This window comes from Ktedonobacter sp. SOSP1-52 (assembly GCF_016587395.1).
In genome coordinates, this window is record NZ_BNJH01000007.1 from 149,545 (window position 1) to 172,441 (window position 22,897).

Annotated in this window: 20 protein-coding genes and 4 pseudogenes; 14 read left to right on the top strand and 10 right to left on the bottom strand. The window is 54.4% G+C overall.

What is annotated here, in order from left to right; genetic code table 11:
• The first annotated feature begins 39 nt into the window (after positions 1-39).
• Both JMJ16_RS50110 and JMJ16_RS50115 read left to right on the top strand, forming a co-directional pair.
• Complete coding sequence (locus JMJ16_RS50110; protein WP_201393893.1) at positions 40-255, top strand: hypothetical protein; 216 nt, start codon at positions 40-42, stop codon at positions 253-255.
• 196 nt (positions 256-451) lie between these two features.
• Entirely contained in the window at positions 452-703 is a 252-nt protein-coding gene (locus tag JMJ16_RS50115) for a hypothetical protein (protein WP_201393895.1), read from the top strand.
• A gap of 239 nt (positions 704-942) precedes the next feature.
• Here JMJ16_RS50115 and JMJ16_RS50120 read toward each other — a convergent pair whose 3' ends face one another.
• Complete coding sequence (locus JMJ16_RS50120; RefSeq protein ID WP_236602108.1) at positions 943-1,884, bottom strand: hypothetical protein; 942 nt, start codon at positions 1,882-1,884, stop codon at positions 943-945.
• 106 nt (positions 1,885-1,990) lie between these two features.
• On the opposite strand from JMJ16_RS50120, the gene JMJ16_RS50125 reads away from it, so the two are divergent.
• Positions 1,991-2,812 carry an IS6 family transposase gene (locus tag JMJ16_RS50125; protein ID WP_201393896.1) on the top strand — a complete coding sequence of 274 codons (822 nt, stop codon included), beginning with the start codon at positions 1,991-1,993 and terminating at the stop codon, positions 2,810-2,812.
• 214 nt (positions 2,813-3,026) lie between these two features.
• Here JMJ16_RS50125 and JMJ16_RS50130 read toward each other — a convergent pair whose 3' ends face one another.
• Positions 3,027-3,176 (bottom strand): hypothetical protein, encoded by a 150-nt coding sequence (locus JMJ16_RS50130; protein ID WP_201393898.1) that lies wholly within the window; start codon positions 3,174-3,176, stop codon positions 3,027-3,029.
• A 286-nt stretch (positions 3,177-3,462) separates the two neighbouring features.
• On the opposite strand from JMJ16_RS50130, the gene JMJ16_RS50135 reads away from it, so the two are divergent.
• Positions 3,463-4,973, top strand: a protein-coding gene (locus tag JMJ16_RS50135) for an ISNCY family transposase (protein ID WP_201386145.1) whose coding sequence is annotated in 2 segments (ribosomal slippage) — positions 3,463-4,363 and positions 4,363-4,973 — 1,512 coding nt in all. Because the reading frame shifts where the segments join, the coding sequence is not laid out codon by codon here.
• Positions 4,974-5,097: 124 nt separating this feature from the next.
• On the opposite strand, the gene JMJ16_RS50140 is transcribed toward JMJ16_RS50135, so the two are convergent.
• From JMJ16_RS50140 to JMJ16_RS50155, 4 genes are all read right to left on the bottom strand, one after another.
• Positions 5,098-5,493, bottom strand: coding sequence for a hypothetical protein (locus tag JMJ16_RS50140; RefSeq protein ID WP_201393900.1), 396 nt, complete (start codon positions 5,491-5,493; stop codon positions 5,098-5,100).
• 3 nt (positions 5,494-5,496) lie between these two features.
• Positions 5,497-6,030, bottom strand: coding sequence for a hypothetical protein (locus JMJ16_RS50145; protein ID WP_201393901.1), 534 nt, complete (start codon positions 6,028-6,030; stop codon positions 5,497-5,499).
• 147 nt (positions 6,031-6,177) lie between these two features.
• On the bottom strand, positions 6,178-6,570 hold the full coding sequence (locus JMJ16_RS57705; protein ID WP_201393902.1) for an AAA family ATPase: 393 nt from the start codon (positions 6,568-6,570) through the stop codon (positions 6,178-6,180).
• A 30-nt stretch (positions 6,571-6,600) separates the two neighbouring features.
• Entirely contained in the window at positions 6,601-6,936 is a 336-nt protein-coding gene (locus JMJ16_RS50155) for a hypothetical protein (protein ID WP_201393903.1), read from the bottom strand.
• 313 nt (positions 6,937-7,249) lie between these two features.
• Here JMJ16_RS50155 and JMJ16_RS50160 point away from each other — a divergent pair, with 313 nt between their 5' ends.
• From JMJ16_RS50160 to JMJ16_RS50170, 3 genes are all read left to right on the top strand, one after another.
• Positions 7,250-7,573 carry a PadR family transcriptional regulator gene (locus tag JMJ16_RS50160; RefSeq protein WP_201393904.1) on the top strand — a complete coding sequence of 108 codons (324 nt, stop codon included), beginning with the start codon at positions 7,250-7,252 and terminating at the stop codon, positions 7,571-7,573.
• A 29-nt stretch (positions 7,574-7,602) separates the two neighbouring features.
• Positions 7,603-8,286, top strand: coding sequence for a PadR family transcriptional regulator (locus JMJ16_RS50165; RefSeq protein ID WP_201393905.1), 684 nt, complete (start codon positions 7,603-7,605; stop codon positions 8,284-8,286).
• Positions 8,287-8,576: 290 nt separating this feature from the next.
• A complete protein-coding gene (locus tag JMJ16_RS50170) occupies positions 8,577-9,227 on the top strand; it encodes a hypothetical protein (protein WP_201393906.1) in 651 nt (216 codons plus the stop codon).
• Between the two features lie 480 nt (positions 9,228-9,707).
• Here the strand turns inward: JMJ16_RS50170 and JMJ16_RS57710 are convergent.
• A pseudogene (locus JMJ16_RS57710) lies at positions 9,708-10,145 on the bottom strand (alpha-L-rhamnosidase); the annotation flags it as partial.
• A 62-nt stretch (positions 10,146-10,207) separates the two neighbouring features.
• Between JMJ16_RS57710 and JMJ16_RS50180 the strand changes: the two are divergent.
• A pseudogene (locus JMJ16_RS50180) lies at positions 10,208-10,886 on the top strand (IS6 family transposase); the annotation flags it as partial.
• A 101-nt stretch (positions 10,887-10,987) separates the two neighbouring features.
• Here the strand turns inward: JMJ16_RS50180 and JMJ16_RS50185 are convergent.
• Together JMJ16_RS50185 and JMJ16_RS50190 are read right to left on the bottom strand one after the other, a co-directional pair.
• On the bottom strand, positions 10,988-11,461 hold the full coding sequence (locus JMJ16_RS50185; RefSeq protein WP_201393916.1) for a DinB family protein: 474 nt from the start codon (positions 11,459-11,461) through the stop codon (positions 10,988-10,990).
• Positions 11,462-11,860: 399 nt separating this feature from the next.
• A pseudogene (locus JMJ16_RS50190) lies at positions 11,861-12,671 on the bottom strand (IS6 family transposase).
• Between the two features lie 88 nt (positions 12,672-12,759).
• Between JMJ16_RS50190 and JMJ16_RS50195 the strand changes: the two are divergent.
• The 3 genes from JMJ16_RS50195 (at position 12,760) to JMJ16_RS50205 (ending at position 15,260) form a co-directional block, all read left to right on the top strand.
• Positions 12,760-13,875, top strand: a complete 1,116-nt coding sequence (locus JMJ16_RS50195; protein WP_201393918.1) for a cell wall metabolism sensor histidine kinase WalK — start codon at positions 12,760-12,762, stop codon at positions 13,873-13,875.
• Positions 13,876-14,146: 271 nt separating this feature from the next.
• Entirely contained in the window at positions 14,147-14,395 is a 249-nt protein-coding gene (locus tag JMJ16_RS50200; RefSeq protein ID WP_201393920.1) for a hypothetical protein, read from the top strand.
• Positions 14,361-15,260, top strand: a complete 900-nt coding sequence (locus tag JMJ16_RS50205; protein WP_236602145.1) for a class I SAM-dependent methyltransferase — start codon at positions 14,361-14,363, stop codon at positions 15,258-15,260. Before JMJ16_RS50200 ends, JMJ16_RS50205 begins: the two co-directional genes overlap by 35 nt.
• 399 nt (positions 15,261-15,659) lie before the next feature.
• Here the strand turns inward: JMJ16_RS50205 and JMJ16_RS50210 are convergent.
• Positions 15,660-16,377, bottom strand: a pseudogene (locus JMJ16_RS50210) (IS6 family transposase).
• A 300-nt stretch (positions 16,378-16,677) separates the two neighbouring features.
• On the opposite strand from JMJ16_RS50210, the gene JMJ16_RS50215 reads away from it, so the two are divergent.
• The 3 genes from JMJ16_RS50215 (at position 16,678) to JMJ16_RS50225 (ending at position 22,884) form a co-directional block, all read left to right on the top strand.
• A complete protein-coding gene (locus JMJ16_RS50215) occupies positions 16,678-18,150 on the top strand; it encodes a Mu transposase C-terminal domain-containing protein (RefSeq protein WP_201393924.1) in 1,473 nt (490 codons plus the stop codon).
• Positions 18,143-19,024 (top strand): AAA family ATPase, encoded by an 882-nt coding sequence (locus JMJ16_RS50220; RefSeq protein ID WP_201393925.1) that lies wholly within the window; start codon positions 18,143-18,145, stop codon positions 19,022-19,024. Before JMJ16_RS50215 ends, JMJ16_RS50220 begins: the two co-directional genes overlap by 8 nt.
• An 83-nt stretch (positions 19,025-19,107) precedes the next feature.
• Positions 19,108-22,884 (top strand): serine/threonine-protein kinase, encoded by a 3,777-nt coding sequence (locus tag JMJ16_RS50225; RefSeq protein WP_236602110.1) that lies wholly within the window; start codon positions 19,108-19,110, stop codon positions 22,882-22,884.
• The last annotated feature ends 13 nt before the right edge of the window (positions 22,885-22,897 follow it).

Sequence of the window (22,897 nt, forward strand, 5' to 3'; positions counted from 1 at the left end):
TGGAATAAGAGAGAAGCCGCCTATAACAAAGAAAGACGCTTGAAGCGTCTCCTCAAACGCGAGACCGAACTGGTGGTGATCGCTGATATCCACCACCTTACGAACAGTGGAGAACAGTTCGATCTCCTTCTCTCCACCTTCCAAACAGGCGCCATGATGCCCCTGCTCATCATTGGCGAACCTTCCCAGATGAGGCACGTGCTTGCCATGAATGAGCGATTCCTCTGGCGCTTTTCCCCCCTGTACCTGGAATAACACACCTGGGGCTGGGGAGCCGCTTGCACGCGGGGCGGTGGCGCTACCGGTCCATTCCCCTCCAGACAAACACGCCCCACCCACCCCAAAAGGTCACTTTGGCCCGCGGCAAAAGACACCCTGGTCACAGCGCCTGCCGGTCAATAAAGCGCCTGGGGCACAATATAAAAAAAGAGGAGGAAAAAGGAGGAGTACCATGTCAACTGTAGAGCGTACGCAAGCCATCCTCGGCGATCCCTCGCTGGTAGCCCTGAAAGAATGGGAGGGCCTCAATGGCGAGCTGGGAGTCTACCACTCGCAAGCCCACGACTACTACTCTCTCTTGATCCTCATCCCTTCCCAGGATAAACACGATACTCAGTCCTATCCCCCTACGGACCGCGACAAGGCCATGCATACTGCCGAATGTATTGCCGCCTTCGCCGGCGCGCAGGAACGCTTCCCCTGACCACACACCATCTGCTTCTGCTTTCCGACCCATCTCTGGTTCATCTGACTTCGCAATGCCTTCTTCAGCCTTACTGATGCATAGTTGTCCCAGGACAAGACGGTCTCAAGGGCTTTTTCTGGCCCAGACAGCTCTACCATGACGAGGCCACCCAACACCAGGTTCAGGAAGCACTTCGTTCAGCCACCGCTCACATGTACGTTTGATGACCCAGCACGCAAAGCGGTCTTCTGGTCTCATCACCCTTGTTCCTCCACGCCAGACACCTCTGACGCGTACCGGATCCAGCGTACCTGCATCTGCTCGACGGGGCGATCAAAAAAACTTGTTTGCGCATCCAGACGAAAGAGCTGGCGAAAATCCTCTGGCTCAAGGGCAACGCGCAGGCGCTCCGCATAGGAATTCAGTAATACCTGTTGATAATAGTCACTATCATAGGCTGGTAGATCTGTAGAACGCCCAAGCGCAGAAGAGGAAGGGAGCACTCGCACCATTTCCCCGTTGTCTTCTTCAGCGTCTTCCAAAGGGGAAATATCATCAACATCATCGGGCAGCCACACCGGAGCACCATTGGAGGCACGGTAAAAGCGAACATGCTCGCCGCTCTTCCACTGCCTTCTCCCCGCGAGCAGTAACGCTTCGTATTGCGCTTCTTTCTGCCTCGCACGACCGGCGAGATACGTCTGCGCGTCTTTCGAGAGCCGAAGACGGGTGGCGACATCGGAGGCCGGAAGTGAGCGTGTCCGCAGCGCCCGGAGCGTTTCCTGATAGTGTTGCTCCACTCCAACCAGGTCACCCTGCATCACACAGCGCAATGCCTGGCGCAAAAACCGCTCCCCATAGGGCTCCGATCGGCTCGACCGCATGGCCGCCCCTCGCACGATCACCTCTCCCGAATACGTCAAGAGCGCATAATTCTTGATCGCATAAGAGAGCATCGCGGCATAGCGCGCTTCGTATTCCAGCTTCACTCCGTCGGGCAACGTCGCGCCCACCTGGCTGACGAGTGCTCGTTCTTGCTCTTCACCCCATTCACTGGGAACCGCAAAGTAGACCCCATCGGTATCCGCTTCAATTGGCACCATTCCTCGCTCTCGTAGGGACGCAAGAAGACTATCGAGCAGTGCCCGGCCTCGCCTGGTCACCTCGTTTGCCGCCTCCAGATCCGCAAAGAGCGCCATCGACGTCGCTCCCAGATAGGGTTCTGTCAGAAATCAGAGAAGGGCTTGTCTTGGAGGTCGTTTACAGGTATGCTGAGGGCACACCTTCTCTAATCTGGAGTGCTTCATGCCTTGCCCACATTGCGCCTCGACCATCACCAACGAACAAACCCAGAAGACCACCCTTGGCTATCGAACGTTTCGTTGCTCAGCTTGCAAACGCCGCTTCAACGAGCGTACCGGAACGCCGTTCAATTTCCTAGACTATCCCACTGATGTGGTTCTGCTGGTTGTCCTGTCGCGGCTTCGCTACAAGTTGAGCCTGCGGGATCTCGCTGAAATGTTTCTGGAGCGGGGTATCGTGCTTACCCATGAAACTGTTCGGGACTGGGAAGCACGGTTTGCGCCTCTGGTGGCAGACCATCTGCGGAGAAAACGATGGGGACAGGCGGGAAGATCCTGGTATGAGGATGAGACGTCTATCAAAGTCCATGGAAAGTGGTGCTACTTCTATCGCGCCATTGATGCTGAGGGCAACCTGGTTGATTCTCGCTTGAGCGAGAAACGCGATATGGAAGCCGCCCAGCAGTTTTTCAAACAGGCTCTCGTTGTGGTTGGCCACACTCCAGAACAGGTGACAACTGACGGTCATGCTTCTTATCCACGAGCCGTACGTGAGGTACTTGGGAGTAGTGTACAACATCGAACCAATAAATACCTCAACAATCGTTTGGAGCAAGACCATCGGGGTATAAAACAACGCTACTATCCAATGCGTGGATTTGGGAATTTCGCCTCAGCGGCACGTTTTTGTCGTGCTTTTGATGAATTACGCAACTATTTTCGCCCACGTTCTCTCATGAGAGAAACCCTGTCTCTTCCGGAGCAACGACGGTTGTTTTGCGAAAAACTTGTAGTCCTGCGACTCCTGCTACTGATAACTTCTTAGCTCAATGGATGATGTGTTGAAAGACTGCCACCTCTTTCTGTCGGCTTTTATGCACTCAGTTCTGACAGAACCCATTCAAGGAAACAACCAGCTCGTTGAGCAGGGAGACCTGTTCCAGAAGTGTGGATATTGCTCGCGCACACTATCTTCCCCTCTGCTTCTCGTTGGCCAAGGCCATGCAAAGACAGCATATCACGCCAGTTGCGCTAGCCTCTTAATGCTGGAAATAATGGCCGACCTTCGCGACCTGCTCCTCCCGCTTCAGCAAGAACCTCCATCCGAGCAGAAGGCCATGACAGACACCCTCCGCCAAGCCCACACCACAGGCAGTAACCATACAACTATCGGTCGTTACCACAGGCATCCCTCTCCTCCCTTGTCTTCCACTCCCCTACGCACTCTGCTGCTACTGCTACCCTTCCACACACGTCCCTTTCCCACAACAGACGCGCTCTCGCATTCCCGCCTGCTGCGCAACCCGCAAAAAAACTAGGATCGTAAATTGAGCTTGGAGGAAGGAGTAAACTAGAGAGAAAGAGGTGAATGAGGAGAAAGCGCAGATGAGAGGAAGAAGAGTGCCTCGTCCCCAAGCAGAGCAGCACATTCGTTTGGAGCCACAGGAGCAGCACTGTCGCTCATGCGGCCACTGGATGCCGGTCGCCTATCATGGAACACGCAAGGTGCTCACGATGCAGGGGTTCGTTCAGCTACGCATCGTCGTTCGCCGCTGCCCCAATGCAACCTGTCAGGCGTACAAACAGCCGTATCGAGCCGAAGAAGAAGGTCGGTGGGCACTTCCTCATGGGGAATGCGGTCTGGATCTGATTGCGTATGTGGGGCATCTGCGCTACCGCGATCATCGTTCAGCTCCCCATATCCAACGCCTGTTGCAGGAGCAAGGAGTGCCAGTCTGTGAGCGGACCGTCGAGCATCTGATGCACCGGTATGAGGAATTGGTGAGCCTGCATCTCTCTAGCCGACACCGGCTGCAAGCCCGCTTCGCTTCCCAAGGACGTGTGATTCTCGCCATCGATGGGTTACAGCCGGATGTGGGTCATGAGGTGCTCTGGGTCATCCGCGAGGTCCTCTCCGGAGAGATCGTGCTGGCCCGAGCGCTTCTCAGCTCAAGTCAAGAGGATCTGGCGGGTTTGCTCACCGAGGTCAAAGACCTGCTGGCTGTTCCTCTCCTGGCTGTGGTTTCTGATGGGCAGCTTTCCATTCGTCGTGCCGTCGCTTCGGCCTTTCCCGAGATACCTCATCAACTCTGCCATTTTCACTATCTGCGTGAAGCCGCCAAGCCCATTTACGAGGCAGATCGCCATGCCAAGAAGGAGCTAAAAAAGCAGGTTCGTGGGGTGCGGCCCATCGAGCGAGCCGTCGAGGGGAGAACCGATGAGGAGGCTCAGGTGATTCATGATTACTGCCTGGGGGTTCGTGCCAGCCTGACTGATGATGGAATGCCTCCGCTCTCGGCATCGGGCTTGCGTTTGCAGCAACGATTGCAAGCCATCAGCGAGTCGTTGGATCGCGTGGCTCAAAAAGGGGGCTTCCACGAGAGCTTGGACGATTGAAGCACCTGCTCGACAAGGGATTACAGGCCACGGAGGCGCTGTTTGCCGTTGTTCATCCGCTCTTTGCCCATGTCTGGGCCGTGGCCCAGGTGCTCAGCAATCACGAGCAGCAAGCAGCACAAGAGGTCCAAGAGCGCTTTGAGAGGGAACTGATGCGCATGCGAGAGGACGCGGAGCAGCATCAGGCAAGTCGAGAGGCCCTCTCGCACTTCTTGAAGGTCACTCAGAGCTATGGGCCTCATCTCTTTTGCTGCTACCAGGTGGCCGATGTTCCCAAAACCAACAATGACCTGGAACAAGCCTTTGGGGCCGTTCGTCGAGGGGAGCGCCGAGCGACTGGACGCAAAGGAGCCATTCCGGCTCTGGTAGTGCGGGGAGCCGTTCGCTTGACAGCAGCACTTGCCACCCGCTTGCATCTTTTCAGCGAGGAGGAGCTTGTTCCCTCTGATCTGGCCCGCTGGCGACAACTGCGCTCCGAAGTTTCCTCTCGTCAAGAAGCTCGCTGCAAACAGCTTCGCTTTCGCAAAGATCCTCTCGCCTACTTGGCTGCTCTGGAAAAACAACTTTCTAAGGCAAGTTTACGATCCTAGAAAAAAAGAGCGGGTCATCAGGACTCGCTCTTTCACGCTCCAACCATGGATAAAACTCTTGGCTCGCGGGTAATAGCAGCAGTATATCCTCCTACTGTCCACCCGGTCTATCCCCCAGGACCAATCACGCTCCTCCTGCTCCTCTCTCCCGAAACAACGACACAATATTCTCGGCTGGAAGCTCCGCTGCGCCATCACGTGACCGAGCACTAACCTCCATCACTCGCCGCAGACGTCTTTGCTCCTGCTCCTCCCCCTTGAGTGGGATCTGCTGCGCCATGGCCAGCACCATCTCCTCGTCAAGATCAGGATGCAGCCATTGAAGCACCTGACACGCAATCGACTGCGCATAGACCATTGACTGCTGCCGCAGGTCAAGCTCGCTTCGCAACCCCTCAATGCGACGCTCCTCCAGACGCAACCGGTATGCTTCCTCCTCCAGTGTTGCACCGCTCTCGGCGGGCGCGCTCGCTACGCTCTTGCGAACCTCAACACCCACATGCGGTACACGTTTTGGCATGCTCTATTTCTCCTCTCTTTGTTGACAGCCTTCTAAAAGTTGAAGAAGCTTCCTCGCCTGCATATCAGCCTTCCTCGCCATCTCAGACAGGCAATTGTAGGTCTCCAGGTCGGCGATTCGACCAGCTGAGTACTCGCTCTGAATTTTTTGGCACACCTGACCTGTGAGGAGCGTCAAGAAGAGGCCCTCATCAGAGGATGAGGGTGTATATGGCTCCGCTTCGTTCTTCACCTGCTCTAGCACTGCAAGCAACTGCTCTCGTGTGACGTGACCGCTCTTGTTACCGGTGGCCTCGTCAGTTCGATCAATCATCCTCTGTACCCACTTTGGCTTGTTCAAGCGATCTTGTACCATACCGTCTGCTGGCCGGATACTTGAGCCTACACTCCAATGGATGCCGGTCTGATCTCGTAGATAGTTGGCGAGTGGGCAAGTGCTGTTGGTGCAGCTCTCGCCGACGATCGCGCCGGGTTCCTGTTGTTCTGCCCACTCATGGACACGCGGCCAGGTCAATAACTGCTGTGTGTTAAATGTCATTCTTCCATCCTCATCTGGTATCATGAAAGCAAGAGCCTTGCTCTTCTCCGATCACACCAGGGCGAGCCGATTTGACGAGAGATGCTCGCCCTGGTGCTTCTTACTTTAGTGCCTCAAGTATACTCTATTTCTATCCTATGCGCTTTTTCATTTCTCTCCAAGCTCCAACGATGATACCGGTTCTCTCTCCACGCTCCTGGATGACAAAAAGCTCGCGGTCCTTGACTTCATAGACGCCAGCGCGCTGTTCGTGGGTGGAGGGGTCTCTGGCTGTAGTTGGGCCCACGCCAGCGCGCGATGCATAAAATCCTGCATCCCCTCATCGGGACGCACAACATTGACATTGCGCTGCACAACGGCATACCTAAGCCAGGAAGTACCCGTCGCACACGCGAGGGCCCATGCGACGAGAAGGAACGATTTGCCGCTGCCTGGCTCTCCTATCACGGCACACGGGTGGGTTTCGTTGGCGTGAAGGACCTGGTCGATTAACCAGGGCGTATCGGGCCCTTGGGAGGGTACCTGCTGTTGTCTTGTCATAGTATCCTTTCCGTTTCCATCTGTTCCTTTTCACTGCGCCTCATGCTCCGGACGCAATTCAATTTGCTCTTCGACATGTAACATTCCCGAGTGCATCCCCTGAGGGCTTCCAACCCACCATCGCCAGGAGCACCTGCCTTCGACATCGAGCGTCTGGTTTCTCTCACCGCCACACTCGCCGAGATGGAATCTGGACACCACATCTTTGTCATGCTGCAGCTGGTCTGCCATTTCCCATGTCTTCCCAGCCTCGAGTGGCTCAGCCCGACCGGACACGGCAAACAGTTCCTTGGCTTCGGTCCACCCGCTGCCCACCGCTTCTCCCTCCAGGTCGTCATGGCTCCAGAAGAGATCCTCGCCATCCATGCCAGTCCTCCCCCTGCTCCCCCAGACTTCGACATTGAGTTTTTCGACTCCCGCTATTTCCCACGTGATGCGCAATGAGAGTGAGCATGCTGACCCGTCTGGGAGAGAGTACTCATCTCTTCCCGAACAAGCTCTTATCACAACCAAGGTGCGCTTATGAAAGATCTTTCTTCTGCCTTCTGACCCCCTCTCAAAGAAGAGATGTTGGTCCTTTTCCCCTTGCGTTCTGCACGTTGGCATGGTATTATTCAACCACAATTAGTAAGCAGCACGATATAAAGTCATACTACATAACTTCATGAGGTTCTTGACGATGCCCAAAGAGAAAGATGTCTTCGACCTGAGGCGCTACTCCGACCCCTCATTGCTGATCCTCTCCAGCCTGGCGAGCGGTCCTAAGCATGGGTATGCCATGATGGAGGATATCGCGGAGTTCAGTGGAACCAGGCTCGAACCCGGCACGCTCTATGGCGCGCTGGCACGCCTGGAACGGCGAGGGTGGATTGAGCCGCTTCCAGCTGAAGAGCGGCGGCGGCCCTATCGCATTACCGCCGCCGGAGTGACCGCCCTGCGCGAGCAGATCGCGACGATGAGTCGCATCGTCACCGTTGGTTCACAGCGCCTCTCGACCACGTAGCGCTCACTGAAGAAAGAGAAGGTATCCAGATGAGGTCTCAACAGGCACAGTTGCCCATCGGCTACGCCCAACTTGCTTCACGCATACTTGCTTGCCTTGAGGATGCACCCAGGCATACCTTAGACCTGCTCGCGGAACTTGAACAGACAACCAGAACGCTCCCGGAACCCGGTACGCTTTACCGCGTCCTGGCTTCTCTGGAACACCAGGGCTGGATAAAGCCGCTCGCACCAGAGTACTCCCTGCGTCCCTACGCTCTCACTCCTGCCGGAGAGGACATTTTGAGGCAGGTTCATCGCTCCGCCAGCTTCCATGATGAGCGTATTGATGCACGCTCTCACGATCATCGATGTAAGGAAACGCACATGAAATTGAACCGAACCCTCCTGCGACTCTATCCGCGCGCTTGGCGCGAACGCTATGAAGAGGAGATGCTCGCCGTTCTCGAGCAGCACATCATCACCCCTTTGACCATCTTCGATCTGCTGCTCGGAGCCCTCGACGCGCGGCTCGATCCGCACTATCGCAGCCAGCGCAGTGCTTTCTCTCCACGTGATGTCAAGCTTACCGCCACCGCCTTTGTGGCCCTCTTGACCGTCCTCACCGTCGCTCTGTTCGTCTGGCAATCGCTCTCAGTGCCATACATGAATATAATAACCACTGAAGTGTCCCCCCGACAGGGGGTCCCGTCGGAAATGACCCGAATGGCTTGAATGTTTCGCAGGCTATTCAACTCCAGATCAACCCTGGATGGGATAACCCAGGCTCTATCAGTAACCATATCGCGGCTTACTCACTGCAAATTGAATTCTTTCTCCTATTGGTCGCACTTCTCTTCTTTGTTGCTCGCATTGTGAAGCGCGCGCCATCTACGAGACGCTTACCACTTCTTCTTTTCGCGCTTGCGAGTTTGTGTCTACCTCTGCTGGCATTACCATTCCTCTTTTCCGCGCCAATTTCTTTCTTGATTCCAGACCATATCACCTTCTTTCAGGAGAGCACATTGTCTTCCCTGCCTTCTACTCTCATGGTACTTGAAATCGCTGGGAGTGGGTTGTTCATTGGTCTCATCAAAGGATGGCAGGCCATAAAAGCATGCCAGAAAGGTCTGCTTACGATGGTGGGGGTCGTGGTGCTGCTTCCGACGCTGAGCTTCTTTCTGAGTCGTCTCTTTACTGATACCATTAACCCAACATGGTACGACAATTCCCTCCCTCAATTTCAGATTCTTCTCTATGCCCTCGGGGCAAGCCTGCTTCCTTTCCTGGGCTTTGGCGCTTTGCTGCTTGCCACCGGAACCGATGAGTTGCCAAAGCCGTTTCTGCGCCGCTCCCTCCATTATGCTGCAGTGCTTACTGTTCCACTCATTGTCTCCCTACTCGCCACCGTTATCTGGAACATAGCAAGCTGGCAACAACTGCTTTTCAGCGAGAACGCTCATGAATTGCAGGACTTTGTTCTCCACATGATGCCTACAAGCGGCATCTTTGGAGACAATGGGCAACTGCTCTGCATTTCGCTGTCGTTCTTCACCTTGATTCTGCTTGGGGGCATAGGCGTAATGCTCAAGCGTGGTTATCGTGCGCTTTCAACTCCTCTCGCTCAGGACAACGAGCAGCAACCACCGGAGATGATGCAGGTGCAGCAGTCATAGAGGCAGTTCGACCTCTCATATGACTGATTGTGCGAGCACTGAGAAGTCGTGATGGCACATTGGGAGCACGGACCGGAGAACACCGAGTAGCGCGAGCACAGGCAAAAAGTGAGCAGGATCTACAACAGTTCCTGAACTCGCCAACACCCTTTGAAAAACCAATCCAGCCACCTCACGATACCTCTTCGACCAATGGTACAGGGCGGGGACGAAAGAGAAACCGAATCGAGCGAGCCCTCAGCGAGACCCGGTAGGGGAAAACACCCACGCATTGCCACCTGGAAAGGGTCCTGGATCGGGCATGTGTTGGATCTGGATGTCCATCATTTTACTTAATTTTTGCGCGCTTGAGCACCTGACCCAGCAACGCATGCCGCTCATCTGGCTGGATGAGCGGCGTTCAGAGAAAGGAGGATGAACCTGAGGTGATTTCGCACCTCTTGATGGCAAAGGAGAGTGGGACCTATTTGAGAACAACTGACCTGGGCCTGCACGCTCGGCCATCACGTCGACCCAGGAGCGCATACTCTCGAACTGTTGAGCAAGGATGCCCGTGTCGCCGAAGCGCTGGCAGAGCACCCAGGGGACGATTACCGCCGCGTGGCTCCAGACCGCCGCACCGCCCGCTGAGCCACCCGCACAGTGGAGGATATCTGGCACAACGAAGGGCACAACGCCAACTTCCCGCTGGTCGGCGGCCAGGTCGGCCAGCGGGAAGCCAGCACAGTTGTAGAGGAACGTGGCGGTAGGCGAGAAGACCTGGAGATCGCCGGTCCAGCCAAGACGCTCATCGCGCTGTGGGCAGTCGGTTGGGACATCAAGGAAGTTGCCGCGCATGCTCCAGATGACATTTTCGTGCAGCTGGTTGAGCATCGGCTCTGAGCACTCGAACCAGCCCGTGTGCTCCATATCGGAATGGGGTATTGTCAACTTGGAGAGCCCACCTCATAGAAAACTGAACAGTATGATACAATGACTCCATGAAAAAGAATGTTTCAGGGGCTCCCTACAAAGGATTCCGCTTTCCACCGGAAATCATCGGTCATGCTGTCTGGCTGTATTTTCGTTTCTCCTTGAGTTTGCGCGATATTGAAGAGCTTCTAGCTGCGCGTGGTGTTATGCTCACCTACGAAACCATCCGCCAATGGTGTCTGAAATTTGGACAGTAATACGCCAATGAGCTCAAGCGCCAGCGTGCTCGGCCAGGGGACAAGTGGCATGTGGATGAAGTCTTTCTCAAAATCAATGGGCAACAGTACTACCTCTGGCGGGCTGTCGATCAGGATGGCAACGTGCTTGATATCCTGGTCCAGAGTCGACGCAACAAACAAGCAGCCACACGCTTCTTCCGCAAACTGCTCAAAGGACTTGAATATGTGCCACGCGGGATCATTACCGACAAACTGACCAGCTATGCCGCTGCCAGGCAAGAAGGAGATCATGGAAAGTCGCGAGCACCGGCAGCACAAAGGCCTCAACCATCGAGCTGAGAATTCCCATCAACCGACACGACAACGAGAACGCAGCATGCGCCGCTTCACATCCCCTGGTCATGCGCAACGCTTTCTCTCTGCCTTTGGACCCATCTCAGACCACTTTCGACCACGACGACATCGGCTTCATGCGTCAGCATCTCGTGCGCTCATGCGGGAGCAATTTCCCACGCGATGCGCAACGAGATTGGAGAAGTCGTTATCCATTCCCTACGACATGGGGAAGGACATGCTCCGAATGTTGGCGACGAACGAGCTGCAAGAAGCTTACCGAGGAGTTGCAGCAAGCACAAGATCACGAGTTAATTCTGCTTGTCCCAAATGCTCAGCTGCGTGTCTTGCAACCACAATCAACAGATCAAGCCCAGTGATCGAGCCACGCCGAGGATGAAGATGTTCCCGCTCTAAGTCAAGGGAGGAAAGGCTCAGGAGCGCCTGTTGCAATTGCTCACGTAAGCCGTTCCATCGGGTCATCAAGGCATCTGTGGACGGGCCTTCCATGACAAATTCCTGCTCGCGATTGCGCTGACTCGGCTGGTCAAACAGCGTCCAGAGGAGATTTTCTTCCGCATTGCCAAGCGTGTGAACGACTAAGATATACAGGCTGTTCGCATGCGGAGCAGGAGGATGCCAGTTGAGCTGGGTTTCGTCAAGCCCATCGAGGCATTGTACCAGACGATCGAGCGAACTCAAAATATAGCGGCAAAAGAGGATGGCCTCGCGGGATGAGGATTGTGACATGAGTCTCACCTTTCTCTCTCATTCTCTCCCTTATTGTAGCACAACCTTTCTCCTCGTCGCGATGGGCACGCGCTTGTTGCGCACCGCTTCTTCGTCTGGTGGCGGTTTGCCAGACCGAAGATGTGTTTCCATACGGGAGGCGTCTGTCGAGTCCTGTTCATACGTCATGCAGAAAGAGAGAAACCCCAAGGTTCTCCGCGCGAACGCGGGTGAGATGGTCCCGTACGCTCTAGCCCACGGTGAGCCCGAGAAAGCACGCGAAGTCATTGGGAACCCCGAACAGTTTGATCAGGACCTGCCCAGAGGTGTCTCTCCTTGCGTTGCGTGCTAGACGGGCTGGTTGTGTTGCAAGAAATCGCAAAGGAAGAAACTGGACGTGATTGTTCATCACAATCGTTCTTACACGGCCACTCCAAACAGTGTGGCAACCAACGCGACCTGCCCTCCGACATCTCCTTTTGCCACCCCTTGTACCTGCCCCTTCCTCAGCATATTCATCACCTCGAAGCCTTGTACGGTTCGCCAGGCTGTTTCGAAGGAGAAACAGCCCATTCCTGGCTTGGTCAAGCGTTTGATGAACCGGTGGTCTTGCTCGATCAGATTGTTGAGGTATTTCACTTGCCGCAGTTCCACGTGTTCAGGCAGCACTCCGGCTGCTTTAAGCCCAGCAATCGCTTTGGGATAGGCTGCGTTCTTATCGACATTGATCACTCTTGGGATCATTCTGCGGACCTCAAAACGAGCAGAAGCGGTGGGTTGAACCGCATCCTCTGCCGAGGGATCTTTCATGAGCTCCAGGGGCAAACGGTCTTGAGGGGGAGAACACGTTGTGCGTTGCAAGGCTTTGAGGAAGAAGCCTTTGGCAGCCTCGGCATCCCGCGTTGGGCTCAGGAGAAACTCGAGCGTATTTCCTTCAGAATCCACTGCGCGATAGAGGTACATCCAGACTTTCTTGACTTTGATGTACGTCTCATCGACTTTCCACGAATCATTCCAGGCTTTCAGGTGAAGCCGACAGCGTTTTTCCAATTCTGGAGCAGAGTGCTGAACCCAGCGATAGATGGTCGTATGGTCGATGGATAGGCCCCGCTCCCGCATCATCTCCTCGAGATCTCGGTAGCTTAAAGCATACCGAAGATACCAACGAACACAGAGCAAAATGAGCTCCGCTTCGCGCATGACGCCATTTGAACAGTTTGGCATTTTCCATGACAGGGCCTCTCTTCAGAAAATAAGCCCAAACGTATCACATTAGCGTCATCTTTGCAACACAACCCTTCCTGGTGCAAGGGCCTCAATTGCGCTTACTGATGGCCAATGATGCGGCGGCGGTTCTCTGGGGCGCAGAATGGCCACGAGGCCAACCACAGGAGGAGTTTCTGCACCAGCACGGTATTTTGCTTTTCACCCCAACTGGGCAACCGCTCCCACTGGACGACTTGACAGGCAGTCGTGCCATGGCCTCTGGTGAACCCGTGCTCTACCGCCAGTTGGTGATCCGCCGACCTGATGGCACCCGTCTTCCGGTCATGGTGGATGCGATCCCCTTTACAAGTCTCTCCCTGCTTCCTCGTCTTCCCCAGGAGATGACACCGGCGCTTCCTTCAGCAGAGCGGGTGGTTTTGGTGGTCTATCAGGATGTGAGCGCCCTCAAAGAAGCGGAGAGGCTCAAAGACCAATTCATCAGTCTGGCAACGCATGAACTACGCACTCCCTTGACCATCGTCGCGGGCTATGCCGATCGCCTGCTCATACGCGCGGCCCGTGGAAAAGAACATGAGCTAGACGACTGGCAGAGGGAAATGGTGCAGGAGATGAAGCAAGCCTCGTGGCACTTAGCCAGCCTCACAGAGGAACTGTTAGATGTCACTCGGGTGCAGGCGGGGCAATTCCAGTTGGAACGGCGCTCGACCGATCTGGTGGCCCTCACTCGGCAGGTGATCGAGCAGATCCAGGCGACGACCGACCGACATCAGCTCACATTCCACACCTCCCTTGCCCAATTGTGGGTTATGATTGATAGCTGCCGGATCGAACAGGTCCTGTCCAATCTGCTTTCCAATGCCATCAAGTACAGTCCAGAGGGTGGCCCAATTGAGATAACGCTTAAGGAACACGCGGAAACGCACGAAGCCCGTTTTCGCATCCGCGATCAGGGGATGGGGATTCCGCGTGTCCAGCAAGCGCACCTCTTTGGGCGCTTTGTTCGTGGCGAGAATGTGCGTGTCGCTGGTATCCGTGGTACAGGGCTGGGTCTCTATCTCTGCCGAGAACTCATTGAGCGACATGGGGGGCAGATCAGCTTTGAGTCGGAGGAAGGTGTTGGCTCCACATTCTTCTTTTCCCTTCCCTGTACCAAAGCGGTTTACCAGGAGAAAGGAAACACGCTCCACGAGAGGACAGACTCCGCTTAACGTTCCTCCTCATCGGCTGAGGGGTCCGATGGATTTTTCAGCAGGGAGATTTGGATCGGCGGCTCAGAGCAGAGGACGCTTTTTCCTCTCCTGCAACGTGCTGAGCCTATCAGTCATCGTCACTGCCGGGATCTCTACAGCAGCGTTTTGAGACCTGCAAAGAGATGAATTGACCCTATCTTACCCCTAAAAACACTGACACTTGTGTTACCATAAGAGTGTGTCTTGAGATGAGATGCTTGTGAGTGCCGTAAGTAGAAGGAGTGTTTCTTTGTTGCATAATGCATGTCTTGCTCGCACAAATCCCTTCCATGAAATCCAGCTTAAGGCACTCTCTAAGAGAAACAGAGAAAAAGGAGCCGAAATGGATACATGGCCTTTTTTAGAGGATGCGAGTGAAGAGCCGAAAATGGATTCACTCTTCGAGAATCCTTTCCATTCACTCTTCGAGAATCCTTTCCATATCGAAGATATTATGGTCTTTGATGACCCCACCTTACAACCGCTTGCTGGCAAATAAAGGAACGGAACTAGAAGTGTCGCGCCTTGCTCAAAGTCTCCACGGCGTACCAGATATCATAATCAAGCGTATCGAATACTATCTTCCAGTTGAGCAACAAGCCTACTTTCGAACAATATTGCTCCTCCCAATATCAGGCGATCAGATCCGTCAAGCCCGTGAATATGTGCTCAACATGCTCTTCTGGGATTTGACCTACTGGAAAACCCCTCAATGGTACCACGAGTTAACAGAAGGTGAGGTATTGCATCCAAGCATCTTCGAGCAGTTGGAGCCTGATATACATCATCACATCGTCCTTGATGCTGCGGCAGGGAGTGGACGTGCTACCTTCGAGTGTTTACGCCATGGAGCAAGACTGGTCTATGCGGTAGATCCTGTTCCAGAGTTATTACGTATTCTGGAACATAGGCTGTTCAGCGAAGGAGAATCTGAGCGTGTGGTCCTTCGTCAGGGAGGTTTTGATCACTTGCCGCTGGAAAATGACAGCGTCGATCTGGCACTATCTTGCTCATCGTTCCAGCCAAAGGAAACCCAGGGAGGGGAGTCTGGATTGGCCGAATTGTGGCGTGTGACGAAAGCGGGTGGCAAAATCGTGATGATCTGGCCACAGCCACAGGAGTATCATTGGTTTGCCAGTCATGGCTTTCAGTACCGATCATTTCCCCCACTTCAAGAGCCAATGGTACGTTTCCGATCCATGGAGAGTGCATTGCGTTGTGTAAAACGCTTCTATGCCAAGCGCCCTGAGAGCCTGCGCTATCTTCTAGAACACGAGCAGCCAGAAATCCCTTACTCCATATTAGGTTTCAAACAGCCGAGCGACTATTGCTGGCTTGTCGTAGAGAAGGAAGAGAGTCTTTAACCATCACGCTTTGTCTGCAATCACGCGGCTACTCGTGACTGGTTATTCTCGTTCCGATCAATACCCCATTACAATACACCCATTGCAACTCAAAATGATGTTTGTCTAGTTTTACCAGCCCTTATAGCACCTGCTGTAAGGGCTTTTTTGCGAGGTGGAACAATGAGCCTCTCTATCCTGGATGAATACCTTGCTGGCCAGCCTCAGCCAACACGGGTTGTCGTCTCCGTGAGTGACGGGAAGGACAGCATCGCTATGTTGCTTGAGGTGCTAGAAACCGTTCCTCATGAACTGGTAATAGCAGGTATTGTCAACTTGGCGAGAAAACAGAAGAGCTTTTTTGAAGAGAAGAGAAAAGGGAGAGGAGAGAAGCGGAGGATTGAAAGGAATGGATCGCTGTTAGGCAGCCGTCTTTCCTCTGGCCACCTCGTTCCAAACCAGGAAACGATCCTGCATGAGAGCACGGTAATTCTCTGCAGTGAGACGATGCCGTTTGGGCCGAAAGTGATCCAAAATCGGCCCGAATGCGGAGAGAAACTGTTGGGCCTGGACTGCTTGATTTGAACCGCCGCATCGTTCGTTCTCGTTGTCTGGTCGGCTGATGCGAGCGTTCCGCTCGGTTGTTTAAGCCCTTGTGTTGTCGATGCTCGACACTTGCCATGACCTCTCTCTTTGCAGCGGCGTAGCTGGCCAGTTTGTCTGTAATAATCACTCGTGGCACGTATTGAAGCCCTTTGAGCAGTTTTCGAAAAAATTTCTTCGCTGCCTGTGTGTTGCGTCGGCTCTGCACGAGAATATCGAGGACGTTACCGTCCTGATCAACAGCTCGCCATAAGTACTGGGTCTTTCCGTTGATCTTCAGGTAGACTTCATCCAGATGCCACGTATCGCCCATCTTACCATGACGGCGTCTGAGCTCATTCGCATACGTTTGCCCGAATTTCAACGTCCACTGATGGATAGTTTCATACGTCAAAACAATGCCGCGCTCCGCCATAAGCTCTTCAATATCACGGAAACTCAAGGAGAAGCGAAAATACAGCCAGACTGCGTGACTGATAATCTCGGGCGGGAAGCGGTAGCCTCTGTAATTGGGAGCAGTGGTTGTTGTTTTCATGAGGCTATTTTAACATAGTGTTCCGCTACATTCTCAAGTTGACAATACCTCTGGGTGGACTTGGTATACCTATACGAAGCTGGCCCGTGGGGAGTATCTTGAGGCTGCAGATGCACTTGATACCATGCGTTCACAGGCATTACTGCCTTGTTTGCAGTTCATCGAACACCTTCCTTTTGAAGGATATAGGTGTAAATCCCAAAATTCTGTAGGGTAATTTCTGTACAATTATCTGAGGTAGAGGGTATACTAGAGGAATGGTGCTGTTAGCCTTTTCGATGCAAGGATGTCGTACTCATCATGGGAGAACCATCGATACCGCTCACCACCCTCTCGGAGGCACAACGAAGGCAGGCCCTGGAACGCTTTGCCGTATTGCGTCCTGCCTTGGAAGAAGGAGTCTCGCAGACGCAGATTGCCCGTGACCATCAGATGTCTTTGAGTACGGTGCAGCGGTGGATCAAATCGTATCGAGAGAAAGGGTTAGCTGGACTGGCTCCTGCTGCTCGCTCAGATAAAGGCAAATCTCGTAGCCTGCCAGAACAAGCGATCACCTTGGTTGAAGGACTGGCCTTGCAAACACCTCCCCGTTCAGCGGCTGCAATTCATCGCCAAGTGGTTGAGATTGCCAAAGACCAAGGATGGAAGCCACCAAGCTACGAGCGTGTCCGCCAGATCATCAAAAACCTCGATCCCGCACTGACGACCCTTGCTCACCAGGGAGCTGCCGCTTACCGAGAAGCGTTTGATTTACTCTACCGGCGAGAGGCCACCCACGCTAATGCCATGTGGCAGGCTGATCATACTCCGTTGGATGTGATGCTTCTCGATGAAGAAGGCAAACCGGCCAAGCCGTATCTCACGGCGATTGAAGATGATTACAGTCGTTTGATTGTGGGATATCGACTCAGTTTCCAGGCTGCGACCGCTCTGACCACGGCTCTCACTCTCCGCCAGGCCATCTGGAGCAAAGACGATCCCCGTTGGTCTGCGTGTGGCATCCCCACCGTTTTCTACACCGACCATGGCTCTGACTTCACGAGCAAGCATCTGGAGCAGGTGGCGGGAGATATCGGCATGGAATTAGTGTTTTCCAAAATTGGCGTTCCACGTGGACGGGGCAAGGTGGAGCGTTTCTTCCGCAGCGTCGATCAACTTTTTTTGCAAGACGTGCCTGGCTATTCTCCAAAAGGCTATCCCGAAGCTAAAGCGGTGTTCACCTTACCAGCCTTTGAGCAACGCTTCCGCAAGTGGCTACTGGAGGACTTTCATCACCGAGTCCATAGCGAAACAGGGTTCATCCCCAAGGATCGATGGGAAGCTGGCGGGTATGTCCCTCGCATGCCTACATCCCTGGAACAACTGGACCTGCTCCTGCTCACCGTAGCCAAGACACGCCGCGTCCAGCAAGACGGGATTCATTTTCAGAATCATCGTTATATGGATATCACCCTGGCAGCCTTTGTCAAAGAGGAGGTTCTGATCAGGTATGACCCTGCTGATATGGGAGAGATCCATGTGTTCTATCGGGATCGGTTTCTCTGCCGGGCAATTTGTGCTGAACTGAGCGATCGAAAAGTGACATTGAAAGAGATTGAGCAGGCCCGCACGGCCCGCCGCAAGCAGGTTCGAGCAGAGCTGAACACGCGAGAAGCCATGGTCAATCGCTATGTGGAGATGCATCATGCTCCACCGCCTCCACCCAAAACGGTCGTGACAGAGCCCGCGCCAGTCGAAGCGCGGACAAAACTCAAGAGGTACATCAATGACTGAGCAGGATGGGGGGACTCCTCAACACTTTGTCGCGACGAAAAATTCCCGTCGCTTTGGAGAGATGTGCGATGCTTGTCGGCAGGCTCGTGTCGTCGGATTGGGCTATGGTCCGCCAGGCACGGGCAAAACAGAGTCAGCCAAACAGTACGCACAGTGGAACCTGTTTAAACCCTATTTACCAGAATCCCTGATCACCTTTACCGGACGGAGTGCGATGGACGGGATGTATCCCTACAGACCATTTACTTTCGCCTCAACTCCCATGATCAGTTCCCTCCAGGAGTGTCGAACGGTGTTCTATACGCCTCCTGTGTCAGCCTCGGTTTCACGCATCGAAAAGGAGGTGCTGACCTTGTTCGCCGCCTTTTCGTATTTGGTGGAGGCTGCGAATCAGCGCCATCAAGGCACCGAAGATTTTCTGGTGACACGCCGCTTCTCCCATCTGATCGAGTTGTTAATTGTCGATGAGGCCAACCGGCTCCGGGATGCTGGGCTTGAGGTCATTCGTGATCTAGCAGATCGGGGAGAGTTTGGCTTGGTGCTCCTGGGCATGCCTGGCCTGGAAAAACGCCTCATGCGCGCGCCACAACTTTATTCACGAGTTGGTTTCGCCCATGAGATGGAGCCGTTATCCGAGGAGGAAATGCACGATTTCTTGGGCAAGCGCTGGGGCCATCGGGTCAGGCCGCATTCCGATGATTTTACCGATAAAGAGGCGGTTGCCACGATTGTGCGGATAACCCGTGGGAACCTGCGTTTGATTGATCGCCTCATGCTCCAGGTAGAGCATGTGTTGACGGCGAACAAACTCCAGGTGATCACGAAAGAAGTGGTCGAGACAGCTCGCCAGAATCTCATTATTGGGCCAGGTTGAACCAGAACTCAATGATGAGGTGTCTCAAAAACCTTCGTTTCCCGCGACAATGATCTGACAGAATGTCACGTAAGGAGCACAATATGCAAGATAATGATGTACCGCAGGAATGGCATATAGGAGATCGCATCCAGGATCTTTACGAGGTCACTGCTGTTTTGGGTGAAGGCGGTATGGGCAAAGTCTACAAGGTGCACCATTGCGTCTGGGGAGTGGATCTGGCGGTCAAAAGCCCTAAATTGGCCCTCTTTGCCAGAGAGGGTGGAAAAGAGGACTTTATCCGGGAGGCAGAAACGTGGATCACCCTGGGACTGCATCCTCATATCGTGAATTGCTATTATGTTCGCACCTTGGGAGGCATCCCACGCATTTTCGCGGAATATGCGGAAGGAGGTAGCCTCTCCCAGTGGATTCGCAGCCGCAAGCTCTATGAAGGGGGACAGCAACAGGCGTTAGAACGCATCCTGGACGTGGCGATTCAATTTGCCTGGGGGTTGCACTACGCTCATGAACAAGGACTGGTCCACCAGGATATCAAGCCAGCCAATGTAATGATGACGGGAGAGGGCCTTGTCAAAGTCACCGATTTTGGCCTAGCAAAGGCACGCTTCCTCGCTGGTGAGGGAAGTATCCAGGGAGAGGGGCAGAGTATCCTGGTCAGTTCAGGAGGGATGACCCCCGCGTATTGTTCTCCTGAGCAGGCAACCCACCAGCCCTTGAGCCGCAAAACGGATATGTGGAGTTGGGGTGTTTCCGTGCTCGAAATGTTTGTGGGGAAAGTGATATGGATGGCGGGAGTTGCGGCCCGTGAAGCTCTCGCTAGCCACCAACCACAGGACGCAGTGATCCCGCTCATGCCTCCTGAGATGGTCACACTGCTGGGGCGTTGCTTCCAGTTCCAGCCACAGGATCGTCCAGCTACCATGTGGGAGGTGGCTTCCGCATTGCAAGCCATCTACGAGCGCCTGATAGGGCAAGCTTACTACCGACCGATGCCTCAACCAGCGAAGATGCTCGCAGATAGTCTCAACAACCGCGCGCTGTCGCTGTATGATCTGGGGAAGGTCAAGAAGGCGAAATGGGCTTGGGAGCAAGCATTGCAGGCTGATCCCCAACATTTGGAGGCGACATACAACCAGGGTCTCGTGCTCTGGCGGCAGGGTGAGCTACCCGATGATGCCCTGGTATATCGTCTGGATGCGTTGCGTGCGCTCCAGCCATTGTGGCAGGTTTCTTCTTTGCTGGCCCAGGTGTATCTGGAGCAAGGATGGATGGAACGCGCGCGCCCCTTGCTGCAGGAGGCTGCAAGTCAGGCTCCTACAGAGAGAGAAATCCAGCGCCTTCTCACGCTGATCCACTCAGAAAACGCAACCCGACAGCCCGCTCTACGTATCTTGCAGACTTCTTCTATTGTCACATCAGTGAGCCTGAGTGCTGATGGGTGTTGGCTCGCCGCTGGCTGTTTTAAAGGCGCTTTGCTGGTGTGGGAGACGAGCACGGGCCAGTGCCTACACACTTTTCAAGACCATACCAATGAGGTAGAATCAGTGAGCCTGAGTGCTGATAGCCGCTGGCTTGCCTCTGGTAGTTGGGAGATGGTGATGGAGGGGAATAACACAGTACGGCTGAGTAGTAAGGCGGTGAGGCTGTGGGAAACGAGCACGGGCCAGTGTCTACGCACCTTTGAGGGCCATACTTCCGAGACACATTCTGTGTGTCTGAGTACCGATGGCCGCTGGCTCGCCTCTGGTAGCGAGGATAAGACCGTGCGCTTATGGGAGACGAGCACAGGCCACTGCCTGCGCATCTTTCAAGGGCATACCGCTTCTGTTCTCGGTGTGAGCTTAAGTGCCGATGGCCGCTGGCTCGCCTCTGGTAGCAAGGATAAAACGGTGCGCTTATGGGAGACGAGCACAGGCCAGTGTCTGCACATCTTTGAGGGCCATACCGCTCCTGTCTGCAGCGTGAGCTTAAGTGCCGATGGGCGTTGGCTCGTCTCTGCTGGCGGGAAGGATAGAACAGTGCGCTTATGGGAGAGGAGCACAGGCCAGTGTCTACGCACCTTTGAGGGCCATACCGATTCCGTCCCTGATGTGAGCTTAAGTGCCGATGGCCGCTGGCTCGCCTCTGGTAGTCTGGATAAGACCGTGCGCTTATGGGAGACGAGCACAGGCCAGTGTCTACGCACCTTTGAGGGCCATACCGCTTCTGTCTCCAGCGTGAGCTTAAGTGCCGATGGCCGCTGGCTTGCCTCTGGTAGTCTGGATGGGACGGTGCATCTGTGGAAGCGTCCAGATTCTGCTTTTCGCGCCGCATTCTCTCCATCACGTGTGCACGCTCAGAAAGATGTGATACAGATTGAGCAGCAGGCATTTCATCTGCTCGAACAGGTTAAGCAGGCATGGAGCGCGAATCAGTTCTCCCGAGCATTACATCTGGCGTGTCAACTGCGAGCATTGCCGGGATGGGAACGTCATCCTGAAAGTATGGAAGTATGGAGAAAACTTTCCTCTGTTTGCTCGCAAATCCATCTCCGTGCTAGTTGGCTCGCCAGAATTATGACTCTACCAGAGCCACTCCGTTCCATCAGCTTAAGTGCCGATGGACGCTGGCTCGCCTCTGGTAGCAAGGATAAAACGGTGCGCTTATGGGAGACGAGCACGGGCCAGTGTCTACGCACCTTTGAGGGCCATACTTCCGAGATACGTTCTGTGTGTCTGAGTGCCGATGGCCGCTGGCTCGCCTCTGGCAGTTGGGATATAATAGCGCGTTTGGTGGATTACGCAGTACGACAGGGAAATACCCTGGTGTGGAGAGATACAAATATAGTACGCCCGGGGGATAGAACAGTGCGCTTATGGGAGACGAGCACGGGCCAGTGTCTACGCACCTTTGAGGGCCATACTTCCGAGATACATTCTGTGTGTCTGAGTACCGATGGCCGCTGGCTCGCCTCTGGTAGCGAGGATAAGACCGTGCGCTTATGGGAGACGAGCACAGGCCACTGCCTGCGCATCCTTCAAGGGCATACCGCTTCTGTTCTCGGTGTGAGCTTAAGTGCCGATGGCCGCTGGCTCGCCTCTGGTAGCAAGGATAAAACGGTGCGCTTATGGGAGACGAGCACAGGCCAGTGTCTGCACATCTTTGAGGGCCATACCGCTTCTGTCTCCAACATAAATCTGAGTGCTGATGGACGCTGGCTCGCTGGTAGTGTGGATAAGACCGTGCGCTTATGGGAGACGAGCACAGGCCAGTGTCTACGCACCTTTGAGGGCCATACTGCTCCTGTCTCCAGCATAAATCTGAGTACTGATGGCCGCTGGCTCGCCTCTGGTAGCGAGGATAAGACCGTGCGCTTATGGGAGACGAGCACAGGCCAGTGTCTACGCACCTTTGAGGGCCATACCGCTTCTGTTCTCGGTGTGAGCTTAAGTGCCGATGGCCGCTGGCTTGCCTCTGGTAGCGAGGATAAGACCGTGCGCGTGTGGGAACTGGATTGGGAACTTGAAGCGCATGATTCTAGCGATTGGGATGAGGGAGCACGGCCAATAGTAGAGATGTTTCTCGCCTGTCACACCCCATATGCTGGAGCGCTTTCGCTTGATCGTGAGCCGACTGAGCAGGCACTCCGGCAAACTCTCACTCGTCGTGGGAAACCTATCTGGAATGAAGAGGACTTCCAAGATCTCATCCACCAACTCCAATATGCGGGTTATGGCTGGCTGCGGCCGGAAGGGGTGCGGCGCAAACTGCAAGAGATAACTGCGGTATGGCAGGGATCGCGACTAGGAACAGATGGGCAACCGGATCAAGAGCACAGGCCAGCTTCCTGGTGGTCACGCCTTTTCCACACCAAATGAGGGAGCGAGTAAT